At 61.0% G+C, this 21810-nt stretch carries 14 protein-coding genes and 1 pseudogene; 4 read left to right on the top strand and 11 right to left on the bottom strand.

Annotated elements, in window-relative coordinates:
- Positions 1-14: 14 nt before the first annotated feature.
- On the bottom strand, positions 15-3575 hold the full coding sequence (locus tag P0D84_RS28575) for a response regulator (protein WP_408342150.1): 3561 nt from the start codon (positions 3573-3575) through the stop codon (positions 15-17).
- Positions 3576-4455: 880 nt separating this feature from the next.
- On the opposite strand from P0D84_RS28575, the gene treF reads away from it, so the two are divergent.
- Positions 4456-6126, top strand: a complete 1671-nt coding sequence (gene treF, locus P0D84_RS28570; RefSeq protein ID WP_408342148.1) for an alpha,alpha-trehalase TreF — start codon at positions 4456-4458, stop codon at positions 6124-6126.
- Positions 6127-6253: 127 nt separating this feature from the next.
- Here the strand turns inward: treF and katE are convergent, their stop codons facing one another.
- The 5 genes from katE to P0D84_RS28545 form a co-directional block, all read right to left on the bottom strand.
- On the bottom strand, positions 6254-8365 hold the full coding sequence (gene katE, locus P0D84_RS28565; protein ID WP_408342146.1) for a catalase HPII: 2112 nt from the start codon (positions 8363-8365) through the stop codon (positions 6254-6256).
- A gap of 189 nt (positions 8366-8554) precedes the next feature.
- Positions 8555-9451 carry a MipA/OmpV family protein gene (locus tag P0D84_RS28560; protein ID WP_408342144.1) on the bottom strand — a complete coding sequence of 299 codons (897 nt, stop codon included), beginning with the start codon at positions 9449-9451 and terminating at the stop codon, positions 8555-8557.
- A 522-nt stretch (positions 9452-9973) separates the two neighbouring features.
- Positions 9974-10717 carry a peptide-methionine (S)-S-oxide reductase MsrA gene (msrA, locus tag P0D84_RS28555; protein ID WP_408342142.1) on the bottom strand — a complete coding sequence of 248 codons (744 nt, stop codon included), beginning with the start codon at positions 10715-10717 and terminating at the stop codon, positions 9974-9976.
- A 19-nt stretch (positions 10718-10736) separates the two neighbouring features.
- Positions 10737-11258 (bottom strand): peptide-methionine (R)-S-oxide reductase MsrB, encoded by a 522-nt coding sequence (msrB, locus tag P0D84_RS28550; protein ID WP_408342140.1) that lies wholly within the window; start codon positions 11256-11258, stop codon positions 10737-10739.
- A gap of 134 nt (positions 11259-11392) precedes the next feature.
- Positions 11393-11977, bottom strand: coding sequence for an Lrp/AsnC family transcriptional regulator (locus P0D84_RS28545; RefSeq protein ID WP_408342138.1), 585 nt, complete (start codon positions 11975-11977; stop codon positions 11393-11395).
- A gap of 159 nt (positions 11978-12136) precedes the next feature.
- On the opposite strand from P0D84_RS28545, the gene P0D84_RS28540 reads away from it, so the two are divergent.
- Positions 12137-13153: a 1-aminocyclopropane-1-carboxylate deaminase gene (locus P0D84_RS28540; RefSeq protein WP_408342136.1), complete on the top strand. Its 1017-nt coding sequence runs from the start codon at positions 12137-12139 to the stop codon at positions 13151-13153.
- A 315-nt stretch (positions 13154-13468) separates the two neighbouring features.
- On the opposite strand, the gene P0D84_RS28535 is transcribed toward P0D84_RS28540, so the two are convergent.
- On the bottom strand, positions 13469-14359 hold the full coding sequence (locus P0D84_RS28535; protein WP_408342134.1) for a LysR family transcriptional regulator: 891 nt from the start codon (positions 14357-14359) through the stop codon (positions 13469-13471).
- A gap of 136 nt (positions 14360-14495) precedes the next feature.
- Here P0D84_RS28535 and P0D84_RS28530 point away from each other — a divergent pair, with 136 nt between their 5' ends.
- A complete protein-coding gene (locus P0D84_RS28530; RefSeq protein ID WP_408342132.1) occupies positions 14496-15221 on the top strand; it encodes a pirin family protein in 726 nt (241 codons plus the stop codon).
- A 168-nt stretch (positions 15222-15389) separates the two neighbouring features.
- Here P0D84_RS28530 and P0D84_RS28525 read toward each other — a convergent pair.
- The 4 genes and pseudogenes from P0D84_RS28525 to prpR form a co-directional block, all read right to left on the bottom strand.
- Positions 15390-16101: pseudogene (locus P0D84_RS28525) on the bottom strand (alkane 1-monooxygenase); the annotation flags it as partial.
- An 87-nt stretch (positions 16102-16188) separates the two neighbouring features.
- Positions 16189-17781: an alkyl hydroperoxide reductase subunit F gene (gene ahpF, locus P0D84_RS28520; RefSeq protein WP_408342130.1), complete on the bottom strand. Its 1593-nt coding sequence runs from the start codon at positions 17779-17781 to the stop codon at positions 16189-16191.
- Between the two features lie 149 nt (positions 17782-17930).
- On the bottom strand, positions 17931-18494 hold the full coding sequence (gene ahpC / locus P0D84_RS28515) for an alkyl hydroperoxide reductase subunit C (RefSeq protein ID WP_408342128.1): 564 nt from the start codon (positions 18492-18494) through the stop codon (positions 17931-17933).
- 136 nt (positions 18495-18630) lie between these two features.
- Positions 18631-20589, bottom strand: a complete 1959-nt coding sequence (prpR, locus tag P0D84_RS28510) for a propionate catabolism operon regulatory protein PrpR (RefSeq protein ID WP_408342126.1) — start codon at positions 20587-20589, stop codon at positions 18631-18633.
- Positions 20590-20790: 201 nt separating this feature from the next.
- On the opposite strand from prpR, the gene P0D84_RS28505 reads away from it, so the two are divergent.
- Positions 20791-21672, top strand: coding sequence for an isocitrate lyase/PEP mutase family protein (locus P0D84_RS28505; RefSeq protein WP_408342124.1), 882 nt, complete (start codon positions 20791-20793; stop codon positions 21670-21672).
- The last annotated feature ends 138 nt before the right edge of the window (positions 21673-21810 follow it).

The raw sequence follows: 21810 nt of genomic DNA, 5'->3' as shown, positions 1-21810 counted from the left end.
TTCCTGTTTCCCAACTACCGTTGCCGCAGCCACACGCGGCACAGCGAAACCAGCTTGTCCACGTCGATCGGCTTGGACACGTAGTCGTCGGCACCGGCTTCGAGGCAGCGGGTACGGTCGTTCGCCATCGCCTTGGCGGTCAGCGCAATGATCGGCAGATGCGCAAAGCGCGGATTGCGGCGGATCTCCCCCATTGCCGTCAAACCGTCCATCTCCGGCATCATGATATCCATCAGGATCAGATGCACCTCAGGACCGTTTTTCAGCGCCTCGAGCGCTTCGCGTCCGTTGCGCGCAATCTCCAGTTTCGCACCGAGCGGCTCCAATACATGTGAGAGCGCAAAAATATTGCGCACGTCGTCTTCGGCCAGCAGGATGGTGCGACCCTCGAAGGCATTGTCGCGCTGCCGCACGGTGCGCAGCATGCGCTGCTGCTCGGGTGCCAGCGACGACTCCACGCTGTGCAGGAACAGCGTGACTTCATCGAGCAGACGCTCGGGTGACTTCGCCCCCTTGATGATGATCGACTTCGAATAGCGGCGCAGGCGGTGCTCTTCCTCGTCGGACAGCATGCGCCCCGTGTAGACGATCACCGGCAGCGCGGCGTGCGCGGTGTTCGCAGCTAGCCGTTCGAGCAGATCGTAGCCGGTGCCGTCGGGCAGCGCGAGGTCGGTCACCACGCAATCGAATGTGAACTTCGCCAGATATTCGAGCGCCTCCGCCAAGGTTGCAACCGCAACGATCTCGGTGTTTTCGTTTTGCAGCAACGCGCGGATGCTTTCGCGCATCGGCGCGTCGTCCTCGATCACCAGCACGCGCTTGAGGCGCTGTTGCAGGCGGGCTTCGAGACGGCGGATCGCGGCTTCCATCGTGCTGCGCGCGGTCGGCTTGAGCGTATAGCCAATGGCGCCGAGGTGCAGCGCCTTGTCGGCGTGGTCGGTGGCCGAAACGATATGAATCGGGATGTGGCGCGTGAGCGGATCGTTCTTCAGCCACTCCAGCACGGTCAGGCCGGAGCGGTCCGGCAAGCCGACATCGAGCAGCACCGCGGCCGGGCACATGTCGCGTACCAGCGCGAGGCCGGTGGCGGCGCTGCTAGCGTGGACGAAATCGAAATCGAGCTCGTGCGTCAGCTCGCGCAGGATTTCGGCAAAGGCGAGATCGTCTTCAATGGCAACGATCAGACGGCCGGCACGCGTGCGGTTGTCGCGGTCGTCGGCGATCGGGCCGCTGGTGGCTTCGGGTGCATTGCCCTCAGACAAGCCGTTGGCGGCCGTGATGACGGCCGCTTGGGCGCCGCTCGAGGGCGTGCGCGTCAGCAGCGGCTCCGGCGCCGCCTGGACCGGGCTCGCCATGGCTGCGGGCGCGTGATTCTGCGCAAACGCCGGCGCCGGCATTGGCACATTCCGGCTGCCCGCCAACGCCGCCTCGGCGTCGAGCGGCAACCAGAGCGAGAACACACTGCCCTTGCCCACTTCGCTGGCCACCGTAATCCGGCCACCGAGCAGACGGGAAAACTCGCGCGAAATGGACAGCCCCAAACCACTGCCGCCGTATTGGCGGCTAGTGGACCCGTCGGCCTGCTGGAATGCTTCAAAGATCATTTCCAGCTTGTCCGCCGGAATGCCAATGCCGGAATCGCGCACGTCGATACGCAGCATATTGCCTTCAGCCGGCGCGGCCGACACAGCCACTTCGCCGTGTTCAGTGAACTTCACGGCGTTCGAGAGCAGGTTACGCAGAATCTGCGAGACCCGCTGACCGTCGGTAATGAACGTGTCGGGCGTGCCGGGCAGACGGTCGAAGGCGAGGCTCAAGTGCTTCGCGGCGGCCATCGGGCTGAACATTTCCTGTAACGACTGCAGGGTTGCATCGACCGATACGGTTTCGAGTTCGACCGTCACCTGTCCCGCCTCGACCTTCGACAAATCGAGAATGTCGTTGATCAGCACCAGCAAATCGCTGTTCGACGCGTGAATGGTTTCCGCGTAGCGCACCTGCTCTTCGTTCAGATTGCCGGTGCGGTTCTGCTGCAACAGCTTCGCGAGAATCAACGAACTGTTCAGCGGAGTACGCAATTCATGCGACATGTTCGCGAGGAACTCGGACTTGTAGCGGCTCGACTGTTCGAGGCGCGCTGCGTTGGCGGCGAGATCGTCTTGCGCGCGCAGCAGGTCCGACTTCTGCCGCTCGAGACGCTGGGCATATTCTTCGAGCTGTACGTTGGTCTGCTCGAGTTCGGCCTGCTGCGCCTCGAGCCGCGTTTGCGACTCCATCAGCGCGCGGCCGCGTTCTTCCAGGCCCTCGTTGGAGACGCGCAGTTCCTCCTGCTGAACCTGAAGCTCTTCGTTCAACTGTTGCGTCTCGACAAGTGCATCTTGCAGACGTTCGCGATACAGGGCCGCTTCGGCGAAATCGCCCATGCTATTGCTGATCAGATTCATGAACTCCTGATCGCGCGCCGTCAGCTGGCGGATAAAGCCGAGCTCGACGACACCGTTGACCTGGCCGTCGTTTTCGATCGGCATGATCAGCAGATTCTTCGGCGCACTTTTGCCCGTGGCGGAAACTACTTGCACGTAGTTATCCGGCACATCGCGCAGCACCAGCATGCGGCGTGCGACCGATGCCTGGCCGATCAATGTTTCCGATTCCTCGACGTTGCGCGCGGTAGCCTGCTCGCTTTCACGGCTGAAGCCATAGGTGGCGATGCGCTGCAACGTGCCGTGCTGTTTGTCCCGCACATAGAGCGCACCGACGGCGGCATCGAGATATTGCGCGAGGAAGTCGAGCATCGCGCGGCCGACCAGTTGCGGAGTCGCCTGGCCGACGACCTTTTCCGCAAGCAGGCGCTGGCCGGAGCGCAACCACACTTGCTCCTGCAATATGTCGGTCTGTTCGGCCTGTTTGCGCAGCACGCCGTCGTATGTGGATGACAGGCCCATCAGTTCGCGGCGCCCCACCCATGCGAGCAGGCCGCTCACGCCCAGGCTGAAGAGCAGGAACACGCTGACCAAGGTGGTGGTGACGCGGCGCGTCGCCTCGGCACGCTCCTGGCGCAGGCGCAATTCGACATCGAGAAATTCACCGAATTCGCGGCGCGTTTCGTCGAATTCAGTCTTGCCGCGATTGCTCGCCACGGCGCTTTCGTAGTCCTGATTCCGGCGGCGCGCATCGATCAGGCCCTCGGCGATATTGGTCCAGCGTTGCTGGATCGCTTCGATCTGCTTGAGTTTTTCGACTTGCGGGGGATTGTCGGAGACCAGTTGCTGGAGTGCTTCGATCTGCGCCTTGAAGTTGGGGCCGCCGGATTCGTACGGCGCGAGGAAGCTTTCGTTGCCCGTGATCAGGAAGCCACGCATCGAGGATTCGCGGTCCACCGCGAGACGCAGCATTTCGTTCGCCTGGCCGATGACGCGTTCGGAGTGCTCCGCCCAGTTCATGGTTGAAACGAGGTAGGCGATCAGGCCGACGAATACAGCCATCGTGAGGAGGCCGACGCCTAAAGGCAATGCGATGTTGCGGCGGATGATGCTGCGAAAACGGTTTTGATCGACAGCTTGGGATGCGGTCATTTTTTCTGTCTTCGGCTTGGGTGTTCGGAATTTTTTTCGGGTACTCGATGGTGGTTCTTGGGTCGCTGCGCGACGGGCGTAATCATACAGGATGGGGTTGGTTTTTTTTGATGGTTTTGGGGAGGCGGCCATGATGGGCGCGGGGTTTTGGTTTGTTTTCCTCATTGTATGAGGGGGTGGGTTTTCTCTGGATCTGGGGTTTTTTGGTCTTTTCCTTGGTCTAGGTTTTTGGCCTTTCCTTGCATTGGTATTGGTCTATTAGCGTCGCCCCTGTGCGGGGCGGCACTTACTTTCTTTGCCGCCGCAAAGAAAGATAAGCAAAGAAAGCGGCTCACACCGCCAGCTCATAAGCGGGGCCCCCGCACAGCTACGGTTGTGGTGCATCTGGAATCTGTGTTCTCGCACATTCCGCGTTGGTGACAAAGGACTCATACTTCCCGCCTCGCACTGCGTGCTCGTCGGAATGGAACATCATGAAGATCGGCGGGTTCGCTCGGTAATCGTGTGAGTCATCGGCCTCTCTTCGCAAAGCCTCATACTTCCGGTAGCGCTGCGCGTGTCGGTGCGGTGATTCGTAAAGCTGTCTGGGATGCGCCGGTGTTGGGTATGCAGGTCGCTTAATTTGCTTTGGTTTTCCTGTGTCGTGCAATTGTGTGCAACTTTGCGTTGCTAACGTGAGTCAATCGTGAGAAGAATAACTGTCCTTCATCGTTTACGTCCCCACTCTTGCCCGTCGCCGATGACCTATCCCATTCTCACCACTCTCTGTCGCATTCGTCTTCGTTCCGCACTTGTCGCTGCGGTCCTGTGGTACGCGTCTTTTGCCGGGGCTGTTCAGCCGATTGCGCCAGCCGTCGGCGGGAGCGTCGCGAGTGCCGCCATGCACGTGGCGCCTCCCACGCAAGCGTCGCCCGTCGTGGCCGTGCCGCCGTCCGAGCAGTACCCCGCGTTGTATCGTGATGTCGAACTCGCTCATCTCTTTCCAGACAGCAAAACCTTCGCCGATATGGTGCCGCTTTCGTCGCCCGCGCGAATCACGGCCGCTTATGAGGCGGCAAAGTCGCAGGCTAATTTCAGTCTCGGCGATTTTGTGAAGCGCAATTTCGTACTCCCCACTCGTGCGACAAAGGCCTACGTCTCCGATCCGAATCAGGATGTGGTCAGTCATATCGATACGCTCTGGAATGTCCTGCGCCGGGAACCGGATTCGACGGCAAGCCCGTGGTCGTCGCTGTTGCCGCTGCCCTATGCGTATATCGTGCCGGGCGATCGTTTCGATGAGATCTATTACTGGGATTCGTACTTCATCATGCTCGGTCTGGAACAGAGCGGACAACACGCGCTGGTCGTCGACGAATTGAAAAACTTCGCAACCCTGATCGATCGGTATGGGCATATTCCAAACGGCAATCGCACCTACTATCTGAGCCGTTCGCAGCCGCCGTTCTTCGCGCAAATGGTGCGCCTTGTCGCCGAGAAGGACGGCGACGCCGTCTATGTGCAGTACCTGCCTGAATTGCAGCGCGAATACGCCTACTGGATGGATGGCAGCGATGGCCTTCCGGCAGGCCAGGCTAGCCGGCATGTGGTGCGCCTCGCCGACGGCTCGCTGCTCAACCGCTATTGGGACGAGCGCGCAGCGCCCCGTGACGAGTCGTATCGCGAAGACGTTGTCACCGCGCAGCAAACGCCTCAACGCGACTCCGCCGATCTGTGGCGCAATCTGCGCGCAGGCGGTGAAACCGGTTGGGATTTCAGCTCGCGATGGTTTGCGGACGGCAAGACGCTCGCCACCGTCGACGTGACCTCGCTCGTGCCCGTTGACCTGAATTGCCTGCTGGTCGATCTGGAACGCACACTGGCGAAAGCGTACCGTCTGCGCGGCGATGTCACGCATGCGGAAAATATGGAGCAGCGCGCCACCACGCGCGCGGACGCGATCCGGCGCGTGCTGTGGGACCCGCAACTGCAAGCGTTCGGGGACTATGACTTCGTGCATCGCTCACTCACCCACCGTCTCACCGCCGCCACGGTCTATCCGTTGTACACGGGTGTAGCGAGCCGTCAGCAGGCGAAAACCGTCGCCGCCACCCTGCAGCGCGAATTGCTGCGCCCCGGCGGGCTCGCCACCACGCAGGTGATTAGCGGTCAACAATGGGATGCACCAAACGGTTGGGCACCCCTGCAGTATCTGGCAGTGATCGGCTTGCGCCGCTATAGCGAACCGGTCCTCGCGCAAACCATCGCCACGCGCTGGATCAGGACCAACGTCTCCTACTATCAGCACACCGGCAAACTGGTCGAGAAGTACGACGTCGATGCGGCCGCACCAGGTGTCGCTGCTGGCGGTGGCGAGTATCCGCTGCAAGATGGCTTCGGTTGGACCAATGGGGTGTTGCGCGCCCTTCTCGTGCTCTACCCGCAAACGGTGCAGGCCTCGCGGCCCAGCGATATTCCTGAAGGTCCCGCGGGAGTGTCGGCGGCCGCGGCTTCCGCTGCCGCGGCCCCGAAGAATACGCATCGGCTGCATGAGATGCGAATCAATCCGTAACCTTCGGTTTCATCATTTCAGCACGCAAAAAAACTGGCCGGTTCACACCGGCCAGTCCGCTTAAGCAACGCGGCTGCTTGAAGCGCCGCAATGCTCAGACAAACCTGATGTTCAAGTCATACCGTCATTACGCCGGCACTGTCTCCGCCTGCGCGGCTCGCGACCACACGCGATGCTGTTCAGCCACCTTGATGAAGTTCTTCAGCACATCGGCCGCCTGCTTGTCGTCGCCGCTGATCACGCCGTCGGCATGGTCCGGCAAGTGGGCCGCAGCCAGCACGTCGCGCCCCGCGCCGATCGCCGCAAGCGCCTTCAGATGCTTGAAGGCTTCGAGCACGAAGTGCCGTGCATCGCCCGATTGCGCCAGCGTCTTCGCACCCGCTTCGCCGCCTACCACGACCACCGCGTCGAACATGATCGACGGCAACCCGGCAATGGTTGCGTCCGGCGCCATGCCGTCGATGGCGGCAAGCGTCGGTGCAATCAACATCGGCGCCGCGCCCTCGCTTTTCAGCGCCTGTTGCAGCTTCCTGATCGCCGCGCCGTCGGAACCAGGCGCGGCCAGCAAGGCGATCTTGCGGGTCTTGATGCCGGGCTTCACGCGATTGAGCAAACTAAGCGCCGGCGACTCCTTCGGCCCCGTGAGCTTCGCCGTTCCTTTCTTCGGGGCGGGCAAGCCGAGTCCTTCGGCGACCTTCGCTGCGAGCCCCGCATCGAAGTTTGCGAGAATCTCGTTCACCACGCGCGCGCGAATCTCCGGCTTGGTGACCTTGCCGAGTTCGAACTGATACGCCGCCGCGATATGATCTTTCTCAGGCTGGGACATGCTGTTATAAAACAGCGCGGCCTGCGAAAAATGATCGGCGAACGACTCGCTGCGCACACGAATCTTCGTGCCCTCCACGCGTTCCTGATAGCTTTCGAAGCCCCCATCCGAAGGCGCCGGATCCGTTTCCTTCGGCCAGCCGCCGCTCACCGAATTCGGCTCATACGAGGCTTGCCCAACATTGATCGCCTGGCGATGCATCGCATCGCGCTGATTGTTATTGAATGGGCATACCGGGCGGTTGATCGGAATCTCGTGGAAGTTCGGTCCGCCAAGGCGGCTGATCTGCGTGTCGGTGTACGAGAACAAACGCCCTTGCAATAGCGGATCGTTCGAGAAATCCAGACCCGGTACGATGTGGCCCGGATGGAATGCAACCTGTTCGGTCTCGGCGAAGAAGTTGTCCGGATTACGATTGAGCGTCATCTTGCCGATGATCTTCACCGGCACCCGTTCTTCCGGAATCAGTTTGGTCGGATCGAGCAGGTCGAAATCGAACTTATGCTCGTCGGCTTCCTCGACGATCTGCACGCCCAGCTCGAATTCGGGGAAGTCGCCCCGTTCGATCGCTTCCCACAGGTCACGCCGATGGAAATCCGGGTCTTTGCCGGCGAGTTTCTGCGCCTCGTCCCACAGCAGCGAATACGAGCCCAGCACCGGGCGCCAGTGAAATTTGACGAAACGCGCCTTGCCTTCTGCATTCACGAAGCGGAACGTGTGAATGCCGAAGCCTTCCATGGTGCGCAGGCTGCGTGGAATCGCGCGGTCGGACATGGTCCACAGCACCATATGCGTGGACTCGGGCACGAGCGACACGAAGTCCCAGAAGGTATCGTGCGCGGAGCCGCCGGTCGGCATTTCATTCGGCGCCTCCGGTTTTACCGCATGCACGAAGTCGGGAAACTTGATGGCGTCCTGAATGAAGAACACTGGCATGTTGTTGCCGACCAGATCGTAATTACCTTCCTGCGTGTAGAACTTCACCGCAAAGCCGCGCACGTCGCGCACGGTATCGGCCGAGCCGCGCGGGCCCTGCACCGTCGAGAAACGTACGTACACCGGCGTCTGCTCGTTCGGGTCCTGCAGGAAGGCGGCCTCGGTGTACTCGCGCATCGACTCGTACACCTGAAACACGCCATGCGCCGCCGAGCCGCGTGCATGCACAATGCGTTCAGGGATCCGCTCGTGGTCGAAATGCGTGATCTTCTCACGCATGATGAAATCTTCCAGCAGCGAGGGGCCGCGCGGACCCGCGCGCAGGGTGTTCTGATTGTCGGCGATTTTCACGCCCTGGTTGGTTCTCAGCGCCTGGCCTTCCGGAGAGACTCGAAACTGTTCGAGGTCCTTCGATTTCGGATCGTCGGCCTGCGCAGGCTTTGCTGCGGGCTTCTGCGTATTCGCTTTACCTGCCATGGGGATTTGCTCCTTGCATTCGGGCGCGCCGGGAGGAATATCCGGTCTAACGCATCAGAAGAAAGCAGCAAACGATGTACCCGCGACTTAACTTGCGTAGGGTCCCCCGCGAATCCTCCACCGCACTTCACCGAGGCGTGCCGCAATGGCACGCCTTTGTCCCATACGCTCAGACGCGAAAACGCTGTGTCAGAAGCGATAGTTGATGGAGATATCGGCCACACCGGTGGCGCGTGTGTGTGCAAGCGGACTATTGCCCGCACCGCCGACCAGTTGTTCAAATGCGCCGTCCGCAGTGGCAAACCAGTGCTTGTCGAACAGCCACACTGCGCTAATGCCGAAGCCCACCGACTTGAAGCCGGCACTCGCGTGATACTGCGAGTATTGCGAGTGCGCCGCCTGATTCTGATTCACGCCGTACCAGCTATTCATGTAGTTGGAGTCGGCGAGCGATACATTTGGCCCGGCAAACCAGAAGAATTTCTCTGTGCTGCCCGGCATCGGCATATAAGCGCCCAGATCGCCGATCCAGCCGTTCGATCCGCCGAAGTAGCGGCGCACGTCGGCGCGCAACACAAGCGGGAAATCCTTCGACACGACATATTCGCCGGAGAGTTTGAGGCCCGGCGCCGGATTGATGTTGCCGAGGCCGTTCAGTTCCTGCGCATCGTCGTGAGCGCGACGTCCGAGGTCGTAGACCGCCGCGAGGCTCGCGCGCCAGTTCTGCCCCTGCGCGAAGTTGACACCGAGGCCCTCGCCGCTTGAAAAGAAGAACAGGTCCTTGTAGCGCACGTCGATGCTCGGACCGGCCATTAGGTGATACCGGTCGGATCCCTCATAGCGCGGCTGGAACGACGTCGCCGCGCCGACGCGCACCTGCCAGTCCGGGACAGTCGGCTGCCACATCTTCTGCAGCGGAATGCCGACGGAGTACTGCCATTCGCCCAAGGGCGACGGTGTCTGGGCCAGAGCCGATTCCGGTAAAACGGCAATACCGCCGATGGTCGCGGCGACTAGAGACGTTGCCGCGATGCTTGTTTGTTTATTGCGAACCTTGCCGATCCGCTTTCTACGGCTGTTCAACACAGTGCCTCCGTTCTCGCGTATCGCGAAGGGGTTTATGTTCTCGCCCGAAAATCCAAATGGATTGAAAAACTTCGGTACGACCGCCACACTGCTACGCACGACGTGTAATTTTTTCAGCAGACGACACGCATTGCCCGGCAAAACGCGCTGTTCGAAGCTGATGCCACCCCGTAAATCGGGCTTTTGTATGAACAGCGACGTGCGAAAGATTTGCCGACGCAGGGTCCCGTGCCAAATGCGGGCCTGGTCGCTGGAGCATCGGCCTGGATAGTAAAGCTAAGGACGGATCGATGGCGAGCGCAAGCACGCCGTGGCGACAATGACTGGCAGAATACAAGCACAAAAATTGGGCGGCGGCCGACGCATTGCCGGCAGCGATCATCCAGTCGCACGGCGAGAACCGCCCGGTCCTGTTCGACGCGCTGGGCGAACGCGTCCCGCGATACATCGTCGGGCGATGCCCGCTGCCGCGCAGGCGCGGTGCCGGACCCGTCAGTTTGCCGCTGACGCGGCGCTCGCGTCTTACTGCGCTGCTTCGACCAGCACAGGCTTGTCGCGATAGAGATTCGGAAACAGCCGCTTCAGGTTTGCGACTTTCGGGATGTCGTAGAGTGCGATATACGCGGAGTTTGGATGCAGCGTCAGGTAGTTCTGATGGTAGAACTCAGCCGGGTAGAAGCCTTTGAACGGCTCCGTCTTCGTGACGATCGGCGCGGGGAAAGCGTGTGCCTTTTCGAGTTGTGCGATATAGCTTTGCGCGACGTGGCGCTGCGTGTCATTCAGCGGGAACACCGCTGAACGGTATTGCGCGCCGCTATCCGGCCCTTGACGGTTCAACTCGGTTGGATCCTGAATCACCGAGAAATAGATCTGCAACAACTGCCCGTAAGTGACCTTGGTCGGATCGAACGTGACCTGCACGGATTCAGCATGACCGGTGTCGCCGCCACTGACGGTCTCGTACTGCGCGGTGCCGCGCTGGCCCCCCGAATAACCCGACACCGCCTTCGTGACGCCCCGCACGTGCTGGAACACGCCCTGCACGCCCCAGAAGCAGCCGCCCGCGAACACGGCGGTTTCTTCGTGCGCGGCCGTGGCCGGGATCGGCTCATCGAGCGCGGGCGGCGCAATGACAACCCCGGTCTCCGATGAAAACGCGATGCGCTGCGCCAGCAGCAACGCCAGCGCGCCGAGCCCCACCGAAAGCGCGACAGCGCCCACACGCGAGCGGGCCGGTTTGCCGATGATGCGTTTCTCGATGTTCATGATGTCCGTCCTGATTCGATCAACTCGTGCCGGGCGTGGCGGGCGCGGCGGGCGTAAAAGTTAAAGCGAGGCCGTTCATGCAATAGCGCAGGCCGGTCGGCTTGGGACCGTCGTCGAATACGTGACCCAGATGGCCGCCGCAACGCCGGCACAGCACTTCGTCGCGAGTCATGCCGAAGGACTTGTCGGTATGCGTGATCACCGCGTGATCCAGCGGCTGCCAGAAACTCGGCCAGCCGGTGCGGCTATCGAACTTTGTCTTCGATGAAAACAGCGGCAATGCACAACCCGCGCACGCGAATGTGCCGGCACGGTGCTCGTCGTTTAGCGGGCTGCTGAACGGCCGCTCCGTGCCGGCTTCGCGCAGCACGCGGTATTGCGCGTCCGTGAGCAGCTTGTGCCACTCGGCGTCGCTGTGCGCAACCTCGTAGGCCGCCGCCGCACCCATATCCGCCGCGCTTGCCGTGCGCCAGGCGGCGGTACTGCCGGCAAGCGACGCCGCGCCGATTAACCTGAAGAATAGCCGTCTGCTGCAAGTCATGATGATCGTCCCGGAAAGTCCGCACCGTTCACCCGTTCAGGCGCTGATGCGCCGCTCGCGGGTGGTCTCGCCATTTAGTCGGCCAGCAGGGAGCCTTATGACAGCATGCGCGTCTTTTTATGTGACTGCGGCGATTACAACGGAAATTTCGTGGTCGACAGGATTTCCTTGAGCACCATGAATGAACGGATTTGCCGGACGCCCGGCAGATACAGCAACTGCTCTGCGTGCAGACGATTGAAGCTGTCGCTATCGCGTGTGCGGATCGTCATGAAATAGTCGAACTCGCCGGTCACGACGTGGCACTCCATGCATCCCGCCACTTTCTGCGCCGCTTTCTCGAACTCGGCAAACGACTCCGGCGTGGATCGATCCAGCACCACGCCGATGATGACCAGCATGCCCGCCCCAGCCGCCTTCGGGTCGATCAACGCGACGACGCCGCGGATCAGCCCCGACTCCTTCAGCCGCTCGACGCGCCGCAAACAAGCCGGCGCACTCAGTTTGACTTTGGCCGCGAGCGCGACATTCGAAATCGACGCATCGGTTTGCAGCTGACGCAGGATCGCCCGGTCGATGCGATCGAGCACGTGAAGCGGATCGGCTTCGGAAGTTGCGGTTGCTACTGTCGCTACGGCTCTTGCGGCTCTTGCGGTCCTCTCGGTCCCTCCGGTCTTTCCGTGCGCCGCCGGGATAGCACGAACTTTTATTGTGTTCATTGGCGTCCATTCGGCCTTTTATTAAGCCGTGGGTAATTATTAAGTTTCAAAATTATGCCGAATGGACTTTCTTTGCAAGCTCATTTCTACCGCTTTTCCCTACCATTTGTTTAGAGCGACGACTTCCTGCTCGCGTCGAATCTACAACTTGGAGCTGCCATGAACCTGCAACGATTCCCTCGCTACCCGCTGACTTTTGGGCCGACGCCGATCCAGCCGTTGAAGCGGCTGAGCGACCATCTGGGCGGTAAGGTGCATCTGTATGCGAAGCGCGAGGACTGCAACAGCGGCTTTGCGTTCGGCGGCAACAAGACGCGCAAGCTTGAGTATCTGATTCCCGAGGCGTTGGCGCAGGGTTGTGACACGCTGGTGTCGATTGGCGGGATCCAGTCGAACCAGACCCGTCAGGTGGCGGCTGTTGCTGCGCATCTGGGGATGAAGTGCGTGCTGGTTCAGGAGAACTGGGTGAACTATTCGGATGCCGTGTACGACCGCGTCGGCAACATTCAGATGTCGCGCATTCTGGGCGCTGATGTCCGGCTGGTCGCCGACGGCTTTGACATTGGTTTTCGCAAGAGTTGGGAGGACGCATTGGAGAGCGTGCGAGCTGCGGGCGGCAGGCCGTATGCGATTCCGGCTGGCTGTTCCGACCATCCGCTGGGCGGCTTGGGTTTCGTGGGTTTCGCCGAGGAGGTGCGTCAACAGGAAGCCGACTTGGGCTTCAAGTTCGACTACATCGTGGTGTGCTCTGTCACGGGCAGCACGCAAGCCGGCATGATAGTGGGCTTCGCCGCCGACGGCCGTGCCGAGCGCGTGATTGGCATCGACGCGTCGGCGAAGCCGGGACAAACGCGCGAGCAGATCACCCGAATCGCCAAACAGACAGCGGAAAAAGTCGGCCTTGGCCGCGACATCACGGACAAGGATGTGGTGTTGGACGAGCGCTATGGCGGTCCGGAATACGGTTTGCCGAACGCGGGGACATTGGAGGCAATCCGTCTATGCGCGCGGTTGGAGGGTATATTGACCGACCCGGTATACGAGGGCAAATCGATGCACGGCATGCTCGACATGGTAAGAAACGGCGAATTCCCGGAAGGCTCACGCGTGTTATACGCGCACCTGGGCGGCGTACCGGCGCTGAACGGCTACAGCTTCATTTTCCGGAACGGCTAAGCAGCAGCGAGGAATCTCCCCGAGGTCCCGTTCCGATGAGCACGCAGTGCGAAGCGGGAAGTATGAGCGCCTTGTCACTCACGCCGAATGTGCGAGGGCACAGATTCCAGATGCACCACTACCGCGACTGCGCGGGGGACCCGCTTCTGAGCTGGCGGTGTGAGCCGCTTTCTCTTGCTTACTTCTCTTTGCGGCCGGCAAAGAGAAGTAAGTGCCGCCCCGCACAGGGGCAACACTAATAGACCACTAACAAATCAAGGAAAGGCCAACCCCATAGGCAAACAGACAACAAGCGCCGCACAGGCAAAAAAAAAATCAAACCATCAACCTCCCCCTCAACCCCTCCCTCAAAAACTCCACAAAAACCCGCACCGCGACAGAACTCTGCCGATGCTGCGGATAAACCGCATAAACCGTAACCGGCATCGGCAAAAACTCCTCCAACACAGTCACAAGCTGACCGCCACTCAGCGCATCAGAAACAATAAAATCAGGAAGCCGAACAATCCCCAACCCCGCCACTGCCGCATCGCGGATCAACTCCCCATTATTAGCCCGCAGCGGCCCCTCCACTTCAAACCCTTTCGAAACACCATCAACAACAAAATCCCAACTCACCACCCCACCATGCCCATACAACAGACACGAATGCCGCGCCAGCTCAGCAGGATGACGAGGCGCTCCACGCCGCCGCACATACCCCGGACTACAACACGCCACCATTCTGACATCGACAAGTTTCTGCGCGATCAGCGTGGAATCCGGCAACGTGCCGATCCGGATTGCCATATCGAACCCCTCGCCCACCACGTCGACGGTGCGATCGCTCAACTCCATATCGAAGCGCACATCGCCATGCTCACGCAAAAAGTTCGCCACCAACGGCGATAGATGCATCATCCCGAACGACATCGGCGCACTGACCCGCAACAGCCCACGCGGCCCGGCGCGACGCAACGACATTGCCTGCTCGGCGTCTTCCACTTCGCTGAGGATTCGTTTGGCACGCTCGTAAAACTCCTGACCGAGTTCGGTCACGGCCAGCTTGCGCGTATTGCGGATCAGCAGTTGCACGCCAAGCGCCTCTTCGAGCGCCATCACGCGCCGGCTGACGAATTGCTTCGACAGCGCTAGCCGCTTCGCTGCGGCGGTGAAGTTACGGGCGTCGACCGTGGCGACAAAGATCCGCACATCATCGATTTGCATCGTATTGTCCACTCCGACGAGACAGTGTTTCCATTTATCCAAAGATTATACGCATTCAGATTGACCTAAACTGTCACTCATGGATCGCGGACAAACCTCTGGCCGGATCGCACAACGGAACCCAAGGAGAAATACGATGCTCGATATCAGACACGCCAATCAACGCGGCCGCGCGGAGCACGGCTGGCTCAGTTCGCGTCATACGTTTTCCTTCGCGAACTATCACGATCCGAAGCAGAACGGCTTTTCCGACCTGCTCGTGATCAACGACGACCGTGTCGCACCGGCGCAAGGTTTCGGCAAACACCCGCACCGTGACATGGAGATTTTTTCGTACGTGCTGGAAGGCGCGCTCGAGCATAAGGACACAATGGGCACCGGCTCGGTGATCGTGCCTGGCGACATCCAGTTGATGAGCGCAGGAACCGGCGTCGCGCACAGCGAATACAACCATTCGAAGAGCGACCCGGTGCACTTCATGCAAATCTGGATTGCGCCGGCGCAGAAAGGCACCGCGCCGCGTTATCAGCAACGCCACTTTGGCGCGGATCAGAAGCGCGGCGTATTGCGCCTCGTGATGTCACCGGACGGCGCGCAAGACTCGCTGATGCTGCAACAGGATGCGCGGGTCTATGCCGGTCTTTTCGACGGTGACGAAACTGCGCGCCTCGAGCTGGCCAGCAATCGCTATGCTTATATTCATGTGGCGCGCGGCAGCGTCACGGTGAACGGTGTCGAACTTGGTGAAGGCGACGGCGCACGGGTCCGCGGCGAGGAAGCTCTGACCTTCACGCAAGGTCACGACGCGGAGGTGTTGGTGTTCGATTTGCGTAACATCGAAATGTCGGAGTTGTGGGCTTAAGCGGCTTGATCCTGTCGATCGATCTGGCCGGCTCAAGTGCGGCTCGCCGCGAAGTCTTGCGGCGAGCCGCACCCTTGCTGACCTACAGAGAAAAATCGTGCGCTATACGCTATTTGAAAACCAGAAAGACGCAGTCATTCTCGTCGCCCGCGCATGAAGCAATCCGTACTAGCCGGCGAACTGCGCCAACACGCGTTCACGAATTGCCGGCCGGATATTCGACTGCGCCATATCGCCTTGATAGTGCGCGACCACGCGTGCGTTCATCACACGAAACCAGAGTGGCGGCACATACGCGAGATGATCATCGTCGCGTAACCAGAGGGCAATTGCGGCGCGCCGTCGAAATGGCGCAGCGCCTGGTAAGAGCGCGTCGGATTCGCATGATGATCGGCGTGACGTTGCAACTGATACACACAAACAGATTGGTCACGATGCGATTGCTGTTCCACGAATGCTGCGGCTGGCAGCGCTCATAACGGCCACTCGCGAGTTGCTTGCGACCGAGCCCATAGTGCTCCAGATAGTCGACCACCTCGAGCAGCGAGGCGCCATACGCCGCCTGAATCAGCAGAAACGGAATCACCGTCTTGCCGAACAGCGCGATCATCGCGCCCCACAGCACGACGATCATGGCCCGCCCGTGCAGGATTTCATTGCGCCATGTCCAGGGCGATTTGCCGAGGCGTTCGAGCCGCTGCTTTTCGAGGCGCCACGCCGAGGCGATGCTGCCGAATACCGTGCGTGGCAGAAAACCCCAGAACGATTCGCCGTAGCGCGCACTCGCCGGATCCGGCGGCGTCGCCACACGCACATGATGTCCACGATTGTGTTCGACGAAGAAATGACCGCAGGCGACCGGCGCCAGCGTGAGCCCGGCCGAAACAGCAAGATCCGCATCAATACGGAGCGCTCTGAACAAAAAAAGGCGGCCCGAAGGCCGCCGTCCACTACTCAAACAAAATCATCAAACTGTCGCTTCAGCCTCTGCTTCGCTCACCACTTCGTCCGCGTCGCTATTGCGGATCAGGTGATCAAACGCGGAGAGCGATGCCTTCGCGCCCTCGCCCACGGCAATCACGATCTGCTTGAACGGCACGGTGGTCACGTCGCCGGCGGCGAACACGCCCGGCACCGAGGTTGCGCCGCGTGCATCGACAACGATCTCGCCGTGCTTCGACAACTCGACCGTGCCCTTCAACCATTCGGTGTTCGGCACGAGACCGATCTGCACGAACACGCCCTCAAGCTCGATGCTCTTCGTTTCGCCCGAACGCAGGTCCTTGTAGACCAGACCGTTGACCTTCTTGCCGTCGCCGGTGATTTCCGTGGTTTGTGCCTGCGTGACGATCGTCACATTGGCGAGGCTGCGCAGCTTACGTTGCAGCACTTCGTCAGCACGCAGTTGTGCGCCGAATTCGAACAGCGTCACTTCACGCACGATACCCGCGAGGTCGATTGCCGCTTCCACGCCCGAGTTGCCGCCGCCGATCACCGCAACGCGCTTACCCTTGAACAGCGGACCATCGCAATGCGGGCAGTACGCCACGCCGTGGTTACGGTATTCGCGCTCGCCCGGCACGTTGATTTCGCGCCAGCGGGCGCCCGTGGCCAGAATGATCGTCTTGGCCTTGAGCACAGCGCCGTTTGCCAGACGCACTTCGTTGATGCGGCCCGGGATCAGCGCTTCAGCGCGCTGCACGTCCATGATGTCGACTTCGTAGCTCTTTACGTGCTGTTCGAGCGCCATGGCGAACTTCGGTCCTTCGGTTTCCGTCACGGAGACAAAGTTCTCGATCGCCAGTGTGTCGAGGACCTGGCCGCCGAAGCGTTCCGCCACGACACCCGTGGCAATCCCCTTGCGCGCCGAGTAAATCGCCGCAGCCGCGCCCGCAGGTCCGCCGCCGACGATCAGCGTATCGAACACCGGCTTCTTTTCCAGTTCCTTGGCCGCACGGGCCCCGGCGTTGGTGTCGAGCTTCGCGAGGATTTCCTTCACGCCGCTGCGACCCTGGCCGAACACTTCGCCGTTCATGAACATGGTCGGTACCGCCATGATCTGGCGCGCTTCGACTTCGTTCTGGAACAACGCGCCGTCGATCGCCACGTGGCGGATGCGCGGGTTGATCAGCGCCATCACGTTCAGTGCCTGGACGACTTCCGGGCAGTTCTGGCATGACAGCGAAAAATACGTTTCGAACTGATAGTCGCCGTCGAGACTGCGGATCTGTTCGATCACCGCATCTTCGAGTTTGACCGGATGGCCGCCGACCTGCAAAAGCGCGAGGACGAGCGACGTGAATTCATGCCCCATCGGAATGCCGGCGAAACGGATGCCCGTTTCCTTGCCCGGCTCGCCGATCGAGAACGACGGTTTGCGTTGCGCGTCGTCACGGCGTTCGATCACGGTGACGCGTTCCGACAACGTTGCGATATCGTTCAGCAATGCCAGCAGTTCCCGGGATTTCGCGCTGTCGTCGAGCGAGGCGACGATCTCGATAGGCCTGCTAACCTTTTCGAGGTAGGTTTTCAACTGAGTCTTGAGACTGGCGTCCAGCATGGCTTTCGATTCCGTGGCGAGGGTATTGGGCCCCGGGCGCCGCACGCACCAGATAGGAGGCGCGCAGCCCGGGGACGCGCGAACCGCTGTAAAAAGCGGTCCGCACGGCGGTGCGCCGTGAGGCGCTTACTGCTAGAGGCTTTTGGACCTTAGATCTTGCCGATCAGGTCGAGCGACGGGGTCAGCGTATCAGCGCCCGGCGTCCACTTGGCGGGGCAAACTTCACCCGGGTGAGCCGCGATGTATTGCGCAGCTTGCACCTTGCGCAGCAATTCACCAGCGTCACGGCCAATGCCGTTGTCGTGAATTTCGGCCAGCTTGATCTCGCCTTCCGGATTGATCACGAACGTGCCGCGCAGTGCCAGACCTTCTTCTTCGATCAGCACGTCAAAGTTGCGCGAGATTGCCAGGGTCGGGTCAGCGATCATCGGGTACTTGATCTTCTGGATCGTATCCGACGTGTCGTGCCATGCCTTGTGCGTGAAGTGCGTATCGGTCGACACGCTGTAGATTTCGACGCCGAGCTTCTTGAATTCGTCGTAACGATCGGCCAGGTCACCCAGTTCGGTCGGGCAAACAAACGTGAAGTCAGCCGGGTAGAAAACAAAAACCGACCACTTGCCCTTCAGGCTTTCTTCAGTGACGGTCTGGAAATCGCCATTGTGATAAGCCTGTGCCTTGAACGGTTTGACTTGACTATTGATGATCGGCATTTACTGAGTCCTCTTTCGAAGTGGTTGGAAAGTGGAGTCAGTATGTCAGACAGCGCTTGATAGGTAAAGCAGAGTGTTTCAATAACGCTGATAGTCTGGCGCTATTTATTGTCTGACCAGTGACTATTGCGCTGCGTCAGTCCTTCATGAGCCGCCAGAGGGTCGTGCGGCCGATTCCCAGCGCCCGGCTTGCTGCAGCGCGATTGCCGCCGGCCTGTTCGAGCGCGTGTAGCGCGTCCTCACGGGTGGGTGGCGTGCGAACTGCCAGGTCAGCGGTATGGGCCACTGCATCTGGCACTTTCAAAGCCTGTGCCTGCTGCATCCGGCCGAATTCCGGAAAGACCGCCTGCAGATCCTGCCAGTCTTCCCCGCCCGAATCGCCCAGATAAATCGCGGCACGCGCCAGCAGATTTTCCAGCTCCCGCACATTGCCCGGCCACGCATACTGCTCGAACAACGGCGCGAGGAACGCCAGCACCCGCTCTAGCGTGGCACCCGACAGCCCGTATTGGAGCGCGCTGCGGTTCAACAGGTGCCGCGCAAGCGGCCCGACATCGTCACGTCTTTCGCGTAGCGGCGGCAATTCTATCTGAAGCAGGTTCAAACGAAAATACAGATCCGCGCGAAACACGCCCTGCTCGACCAGCGCGTGCAGATCGCGATGCGTGGCGGCGATCACCCGCACGTCGATGGGGGTTGCCCGCCCGGAGCCGAGCTTCATGACTTCGCGCTCCTGCAATACCCGCAGCAGCCGGCTTTGCAGCGCCGCCGGCATCTCGCCGATTTCATCGAGAAAGATCGTCCCGGTGTGGGCAATCTCGAAGAGGCCAGGCTTGCCGCCCCGGCGCGCGCCGGTGAACGCACCTTCCTCATGGCCGAACAATTCGCTTTCGATCAGGCCTTCGGGCAACGCCGCGCAATTGAAGGCGACAAACGGATTACCGCGGCGCCGGCTGGCATTGTGGATGCCCTGCGCGACCAGTTCCTTGCCGGTGCCGCTTTCGCCGCTCAACAGCACGGTGGCATCGTGCGCCGCGCCGGCACGCGCGAGCCGCCGCACCCGCTCGAGCGCCGCCGAATTGCCCACCAGATCGTCCAGCTGGTGCCGCGCGACCAGATGCTTCGGCCGCTGGCTGGTACGCAGCGAGCGGTCGATCCGCTGCGCGACCAGCGCGTCCTGCACCGTGACCACCGAGCCCGAGCGCAGACCCTGCTCGACGATCGGCACACAGTTGACGATCAGCGCGCGGCCGCCAATCTGCTCGATACGCTCTTCGACCGGCATGTCATGCTCGAGCGTCTCGCGCAACAACGGGCCGACGGCGCGTGTCAATTGCGCCGGGACGTCCTGTTCGCGGTCGAGGCCGAGCAGATCGAGCATCGCCGGATTGACTGCCTCGAGCTGGCCGGCGTCGTCAAAGGCGGCCACGCCATCGCGCAGATGGGCGACGATCGTATTCAGGCGAACCCGCTTCGATTCCTTCTGGCGGCTCACGCGCGCCAGCTCGACCGAGCGCTCGAATGCTTCTTCGACGGCGCCCAGCGAGTACAGAAAGACACTCTCCAGACCGGCCTGCTGGGCGAAATCGCAGGCCATGCCGGGGCCGATGATCACGCTGCAGCCTTCGGCCGCGAGGTTGCCGACGGCGAGCCGCACTTCGTCGATCGAGCGGTAGGCGCGCTGTTTCAGGCCGACATTCAGCCATGCGCTCAGGTCGGCGAGTTCGTGCGAGATGGTTTCGTGCAGGACAAGGCCGATCTGCGCGCCAGGCCAGGCCGTCGTGGTGCGGGTGATCGCGCTCAGCACGTCGAAGCCGTTCACCTTGACCATGACCACCGGCACGTTCAGATTGTCGCGCAGGTAGGCACCGTTCGAGCCGGCTGCCAGCACGACATCCACCGAGCCGGCGTCGACATATGCCTGCAGGGCCGTAACAGCGGCGCCATAGCCCTCGCGGACTGAAAAGAACCTGGCCCGTCCGGTATAACGCGGCGCGACCGCCTCGCAAAGCGATTGCAATCGGCTGATACTGACCAGGGCGACGCCGGGGCGGCCAGAATTAGAATTCGCAAGCGATGACGTGAAAGTGGACACTGCGACGCTCCGTCCGTAGTTGAAACGTTCCATGAAACGTTTCACGGAACATGCCATCATTCTGCCATGAATCGCGGCAACGCTCCGTCTCAACCGAACCTGTTGATTACTCGACACAAACCCAAGAAGTCGGCAAATGGCATGCTTCCTGCCAAATCATCTCGGCGTTCTATATCTACTTTCCTCTCTGGAGACAACCTCATGAGCACATCCGCCAACCGCCGCGCCGCCTTCCGCGCCAAAGTCAACCAGCGCCAGGGCCTGCTCGTGCCGGGCGCCTTCAACGCAATGAGCGCGCGCGTGATTGAAGACGCCGGCTTCGAAGCGATCTACATCACGGGCGCGGGCGTCACTAACATGTCGCTCGGGCTGCCCGATCTCGGCTTCATCGGTCTTGCCGAAGTCGCCGAGCATTGCGCGCGGATTCGCGACGCGGTCGCGCTGCCGCTGATCGTCGATGCTGACACCGGCTTTGGCAACGCACTGAATGTACGCCAGACCGTACGCGTGCTGGAGCGCAGCGGCGCCGACTTGATCCAGTTTGAAGATCAGATCATGCCGAAGAAATGCGGCCACTTCTCCGGCAAGGAAGTGGTCAGCGCGAGCGAGATGGTCGGCAAGATCCGCGCCGCTGTGGATGCCCGCGAAGACGGCAATCTGCAGATCATGGCGCGCACCGATTCGGCCGCGGTCCATGGTATCGAAGACGCGATCGAGCGCGGCCATCGTTTCATCGAAGCCGGCGCCGACATTCTGTTTATCGAGGCGACCGAATCGCTCGCCGATATCGAACGTTTGCCGTCGCTGTTCGATACGCCGCAATTGATCAACATCGTGATCGGCGGCAAGACGCCCGTGCAATCGCGTGAAGCGCTTGCCAAGCTCGGCTACGGCATCGTCCTGTACGCGAACGCGGCGCTGCAAGGCGCGGTGCTCGGCATGCAGCGCGCGCTCGGCACGCTGAAGAGCAATGGCCGCCTCGATGAAGACGCGACGCTCGTCGCGCCGTTCAGCGAGCGGCAACGGCTCGTCAACAAGCCGCTGTACGACAAGCTCGACCGCGAGTACGCGGCGAAGGATTGAGCCATATAGACAGCACGAGACGGCGCGCAAATCCATAACAACCTGAATAGGGCACCAGCGCGACCGGCGCGCATCCGCGCCCTCGCCGCGGGCTTGCTGTATGCGCTTTCCACTGCGATTCCCGGGGGTACAACCGAA

This window comes from Paraburkholderia sp. RL17-337-BIB-A, from assembly GCF_046025895.1.
In the GTDB taxonomy this organism is placed as follows: Bacteria; Pseudomonadota; Gammaproteobacteria; order Burkholderiales; family Burkholderiaceae; genus Paraburkholderia; species Paraburkholderia fungorum_C.
Note: the sequence above shows the minus strand (reverse complement) of the source record. Positions and strands in the feature narration are given on the sequence as shown.

Coding starts and splice junctions, on each gene's coding strand:
- P0D84_RS28575 (WP_408342150.1), bottom strand. CDS start 3,575: ATGACCGCATCCCAAGCTGTCGATCAAAACCGTTTTCGCAGCATCATC.
- treF (WP_408342148.1), top strand. CDS start 4,456: ATGCACGTGGCGCCTCCCACGCAAGCGTCGCCCGTCGTGGCCGTGCCG.
- katE (WP_408342146.1), bottom strand. CDS start 8,365: ATGGCAGGTAAAGCGAATACGCAGAAGCCCGCAGCAAAGCCTGCGCAG.
- msrA (WP_408342142.1), bottom strand. CDS start 10,717: ATGAACATCGAGAAACGCATCATCGGCAAACCGGCCCGCTCGCGTGTG.
- msrB (WP_408342140.1), bottom strand. CDS start 11,258: ATGACTTGCAGCAGACGGCTATTCTTCAGGTTAATCGGCGCGGCGTCG.
- P0D84_RS28545 (WP_408342138.1), bottom strand. CDS start 11,977: ATGAACACAATAAAAGTTCGTGCTATCCCGGCGGCGCACGGAAAGACC.
- P0D84_RS28540 (WP_408342136.1), top strand. CDS start 12,137: ATGAACCTGCAACGATTCCCTCGCTACCCGCTGACTTTTGGGCCGACG.
- P0D84_RS28535 (WP_408342134.1), bottom strand. CDS start 14,359: ATGCAAATCGATGATGTGCGGATCTTTGTCGCCACGGTCGACGCCCGT.
- P0D84_RS28530 (WP_408342132.1), top strand. CDS start 14,496: ATGCTCGATATCAGACACGCCAATCAACGCGGCCGCGCGGAGCACGGC.
- ahpF (WP_408342130.1), bottom strand. CDS start 17,781: ATGCTGGACGCCAGTCTCAAGACTCAGTTGAAAACCTACCTCGAAAAG.
- ahpC (WP_408342128.1), bottom strand. CDS start 18,494: ATGCCGATCATCAATAGTCAAGTCAAACCGTTCAAGGCACAGGCTTAT.
- P0D84_RS28505 (WP_408342124.1), top strand. CDS start 20,791: ATGAGCACATCCGCCAACCGCCGCGCCGCCTTCCGCGCCAAAGTCAAC.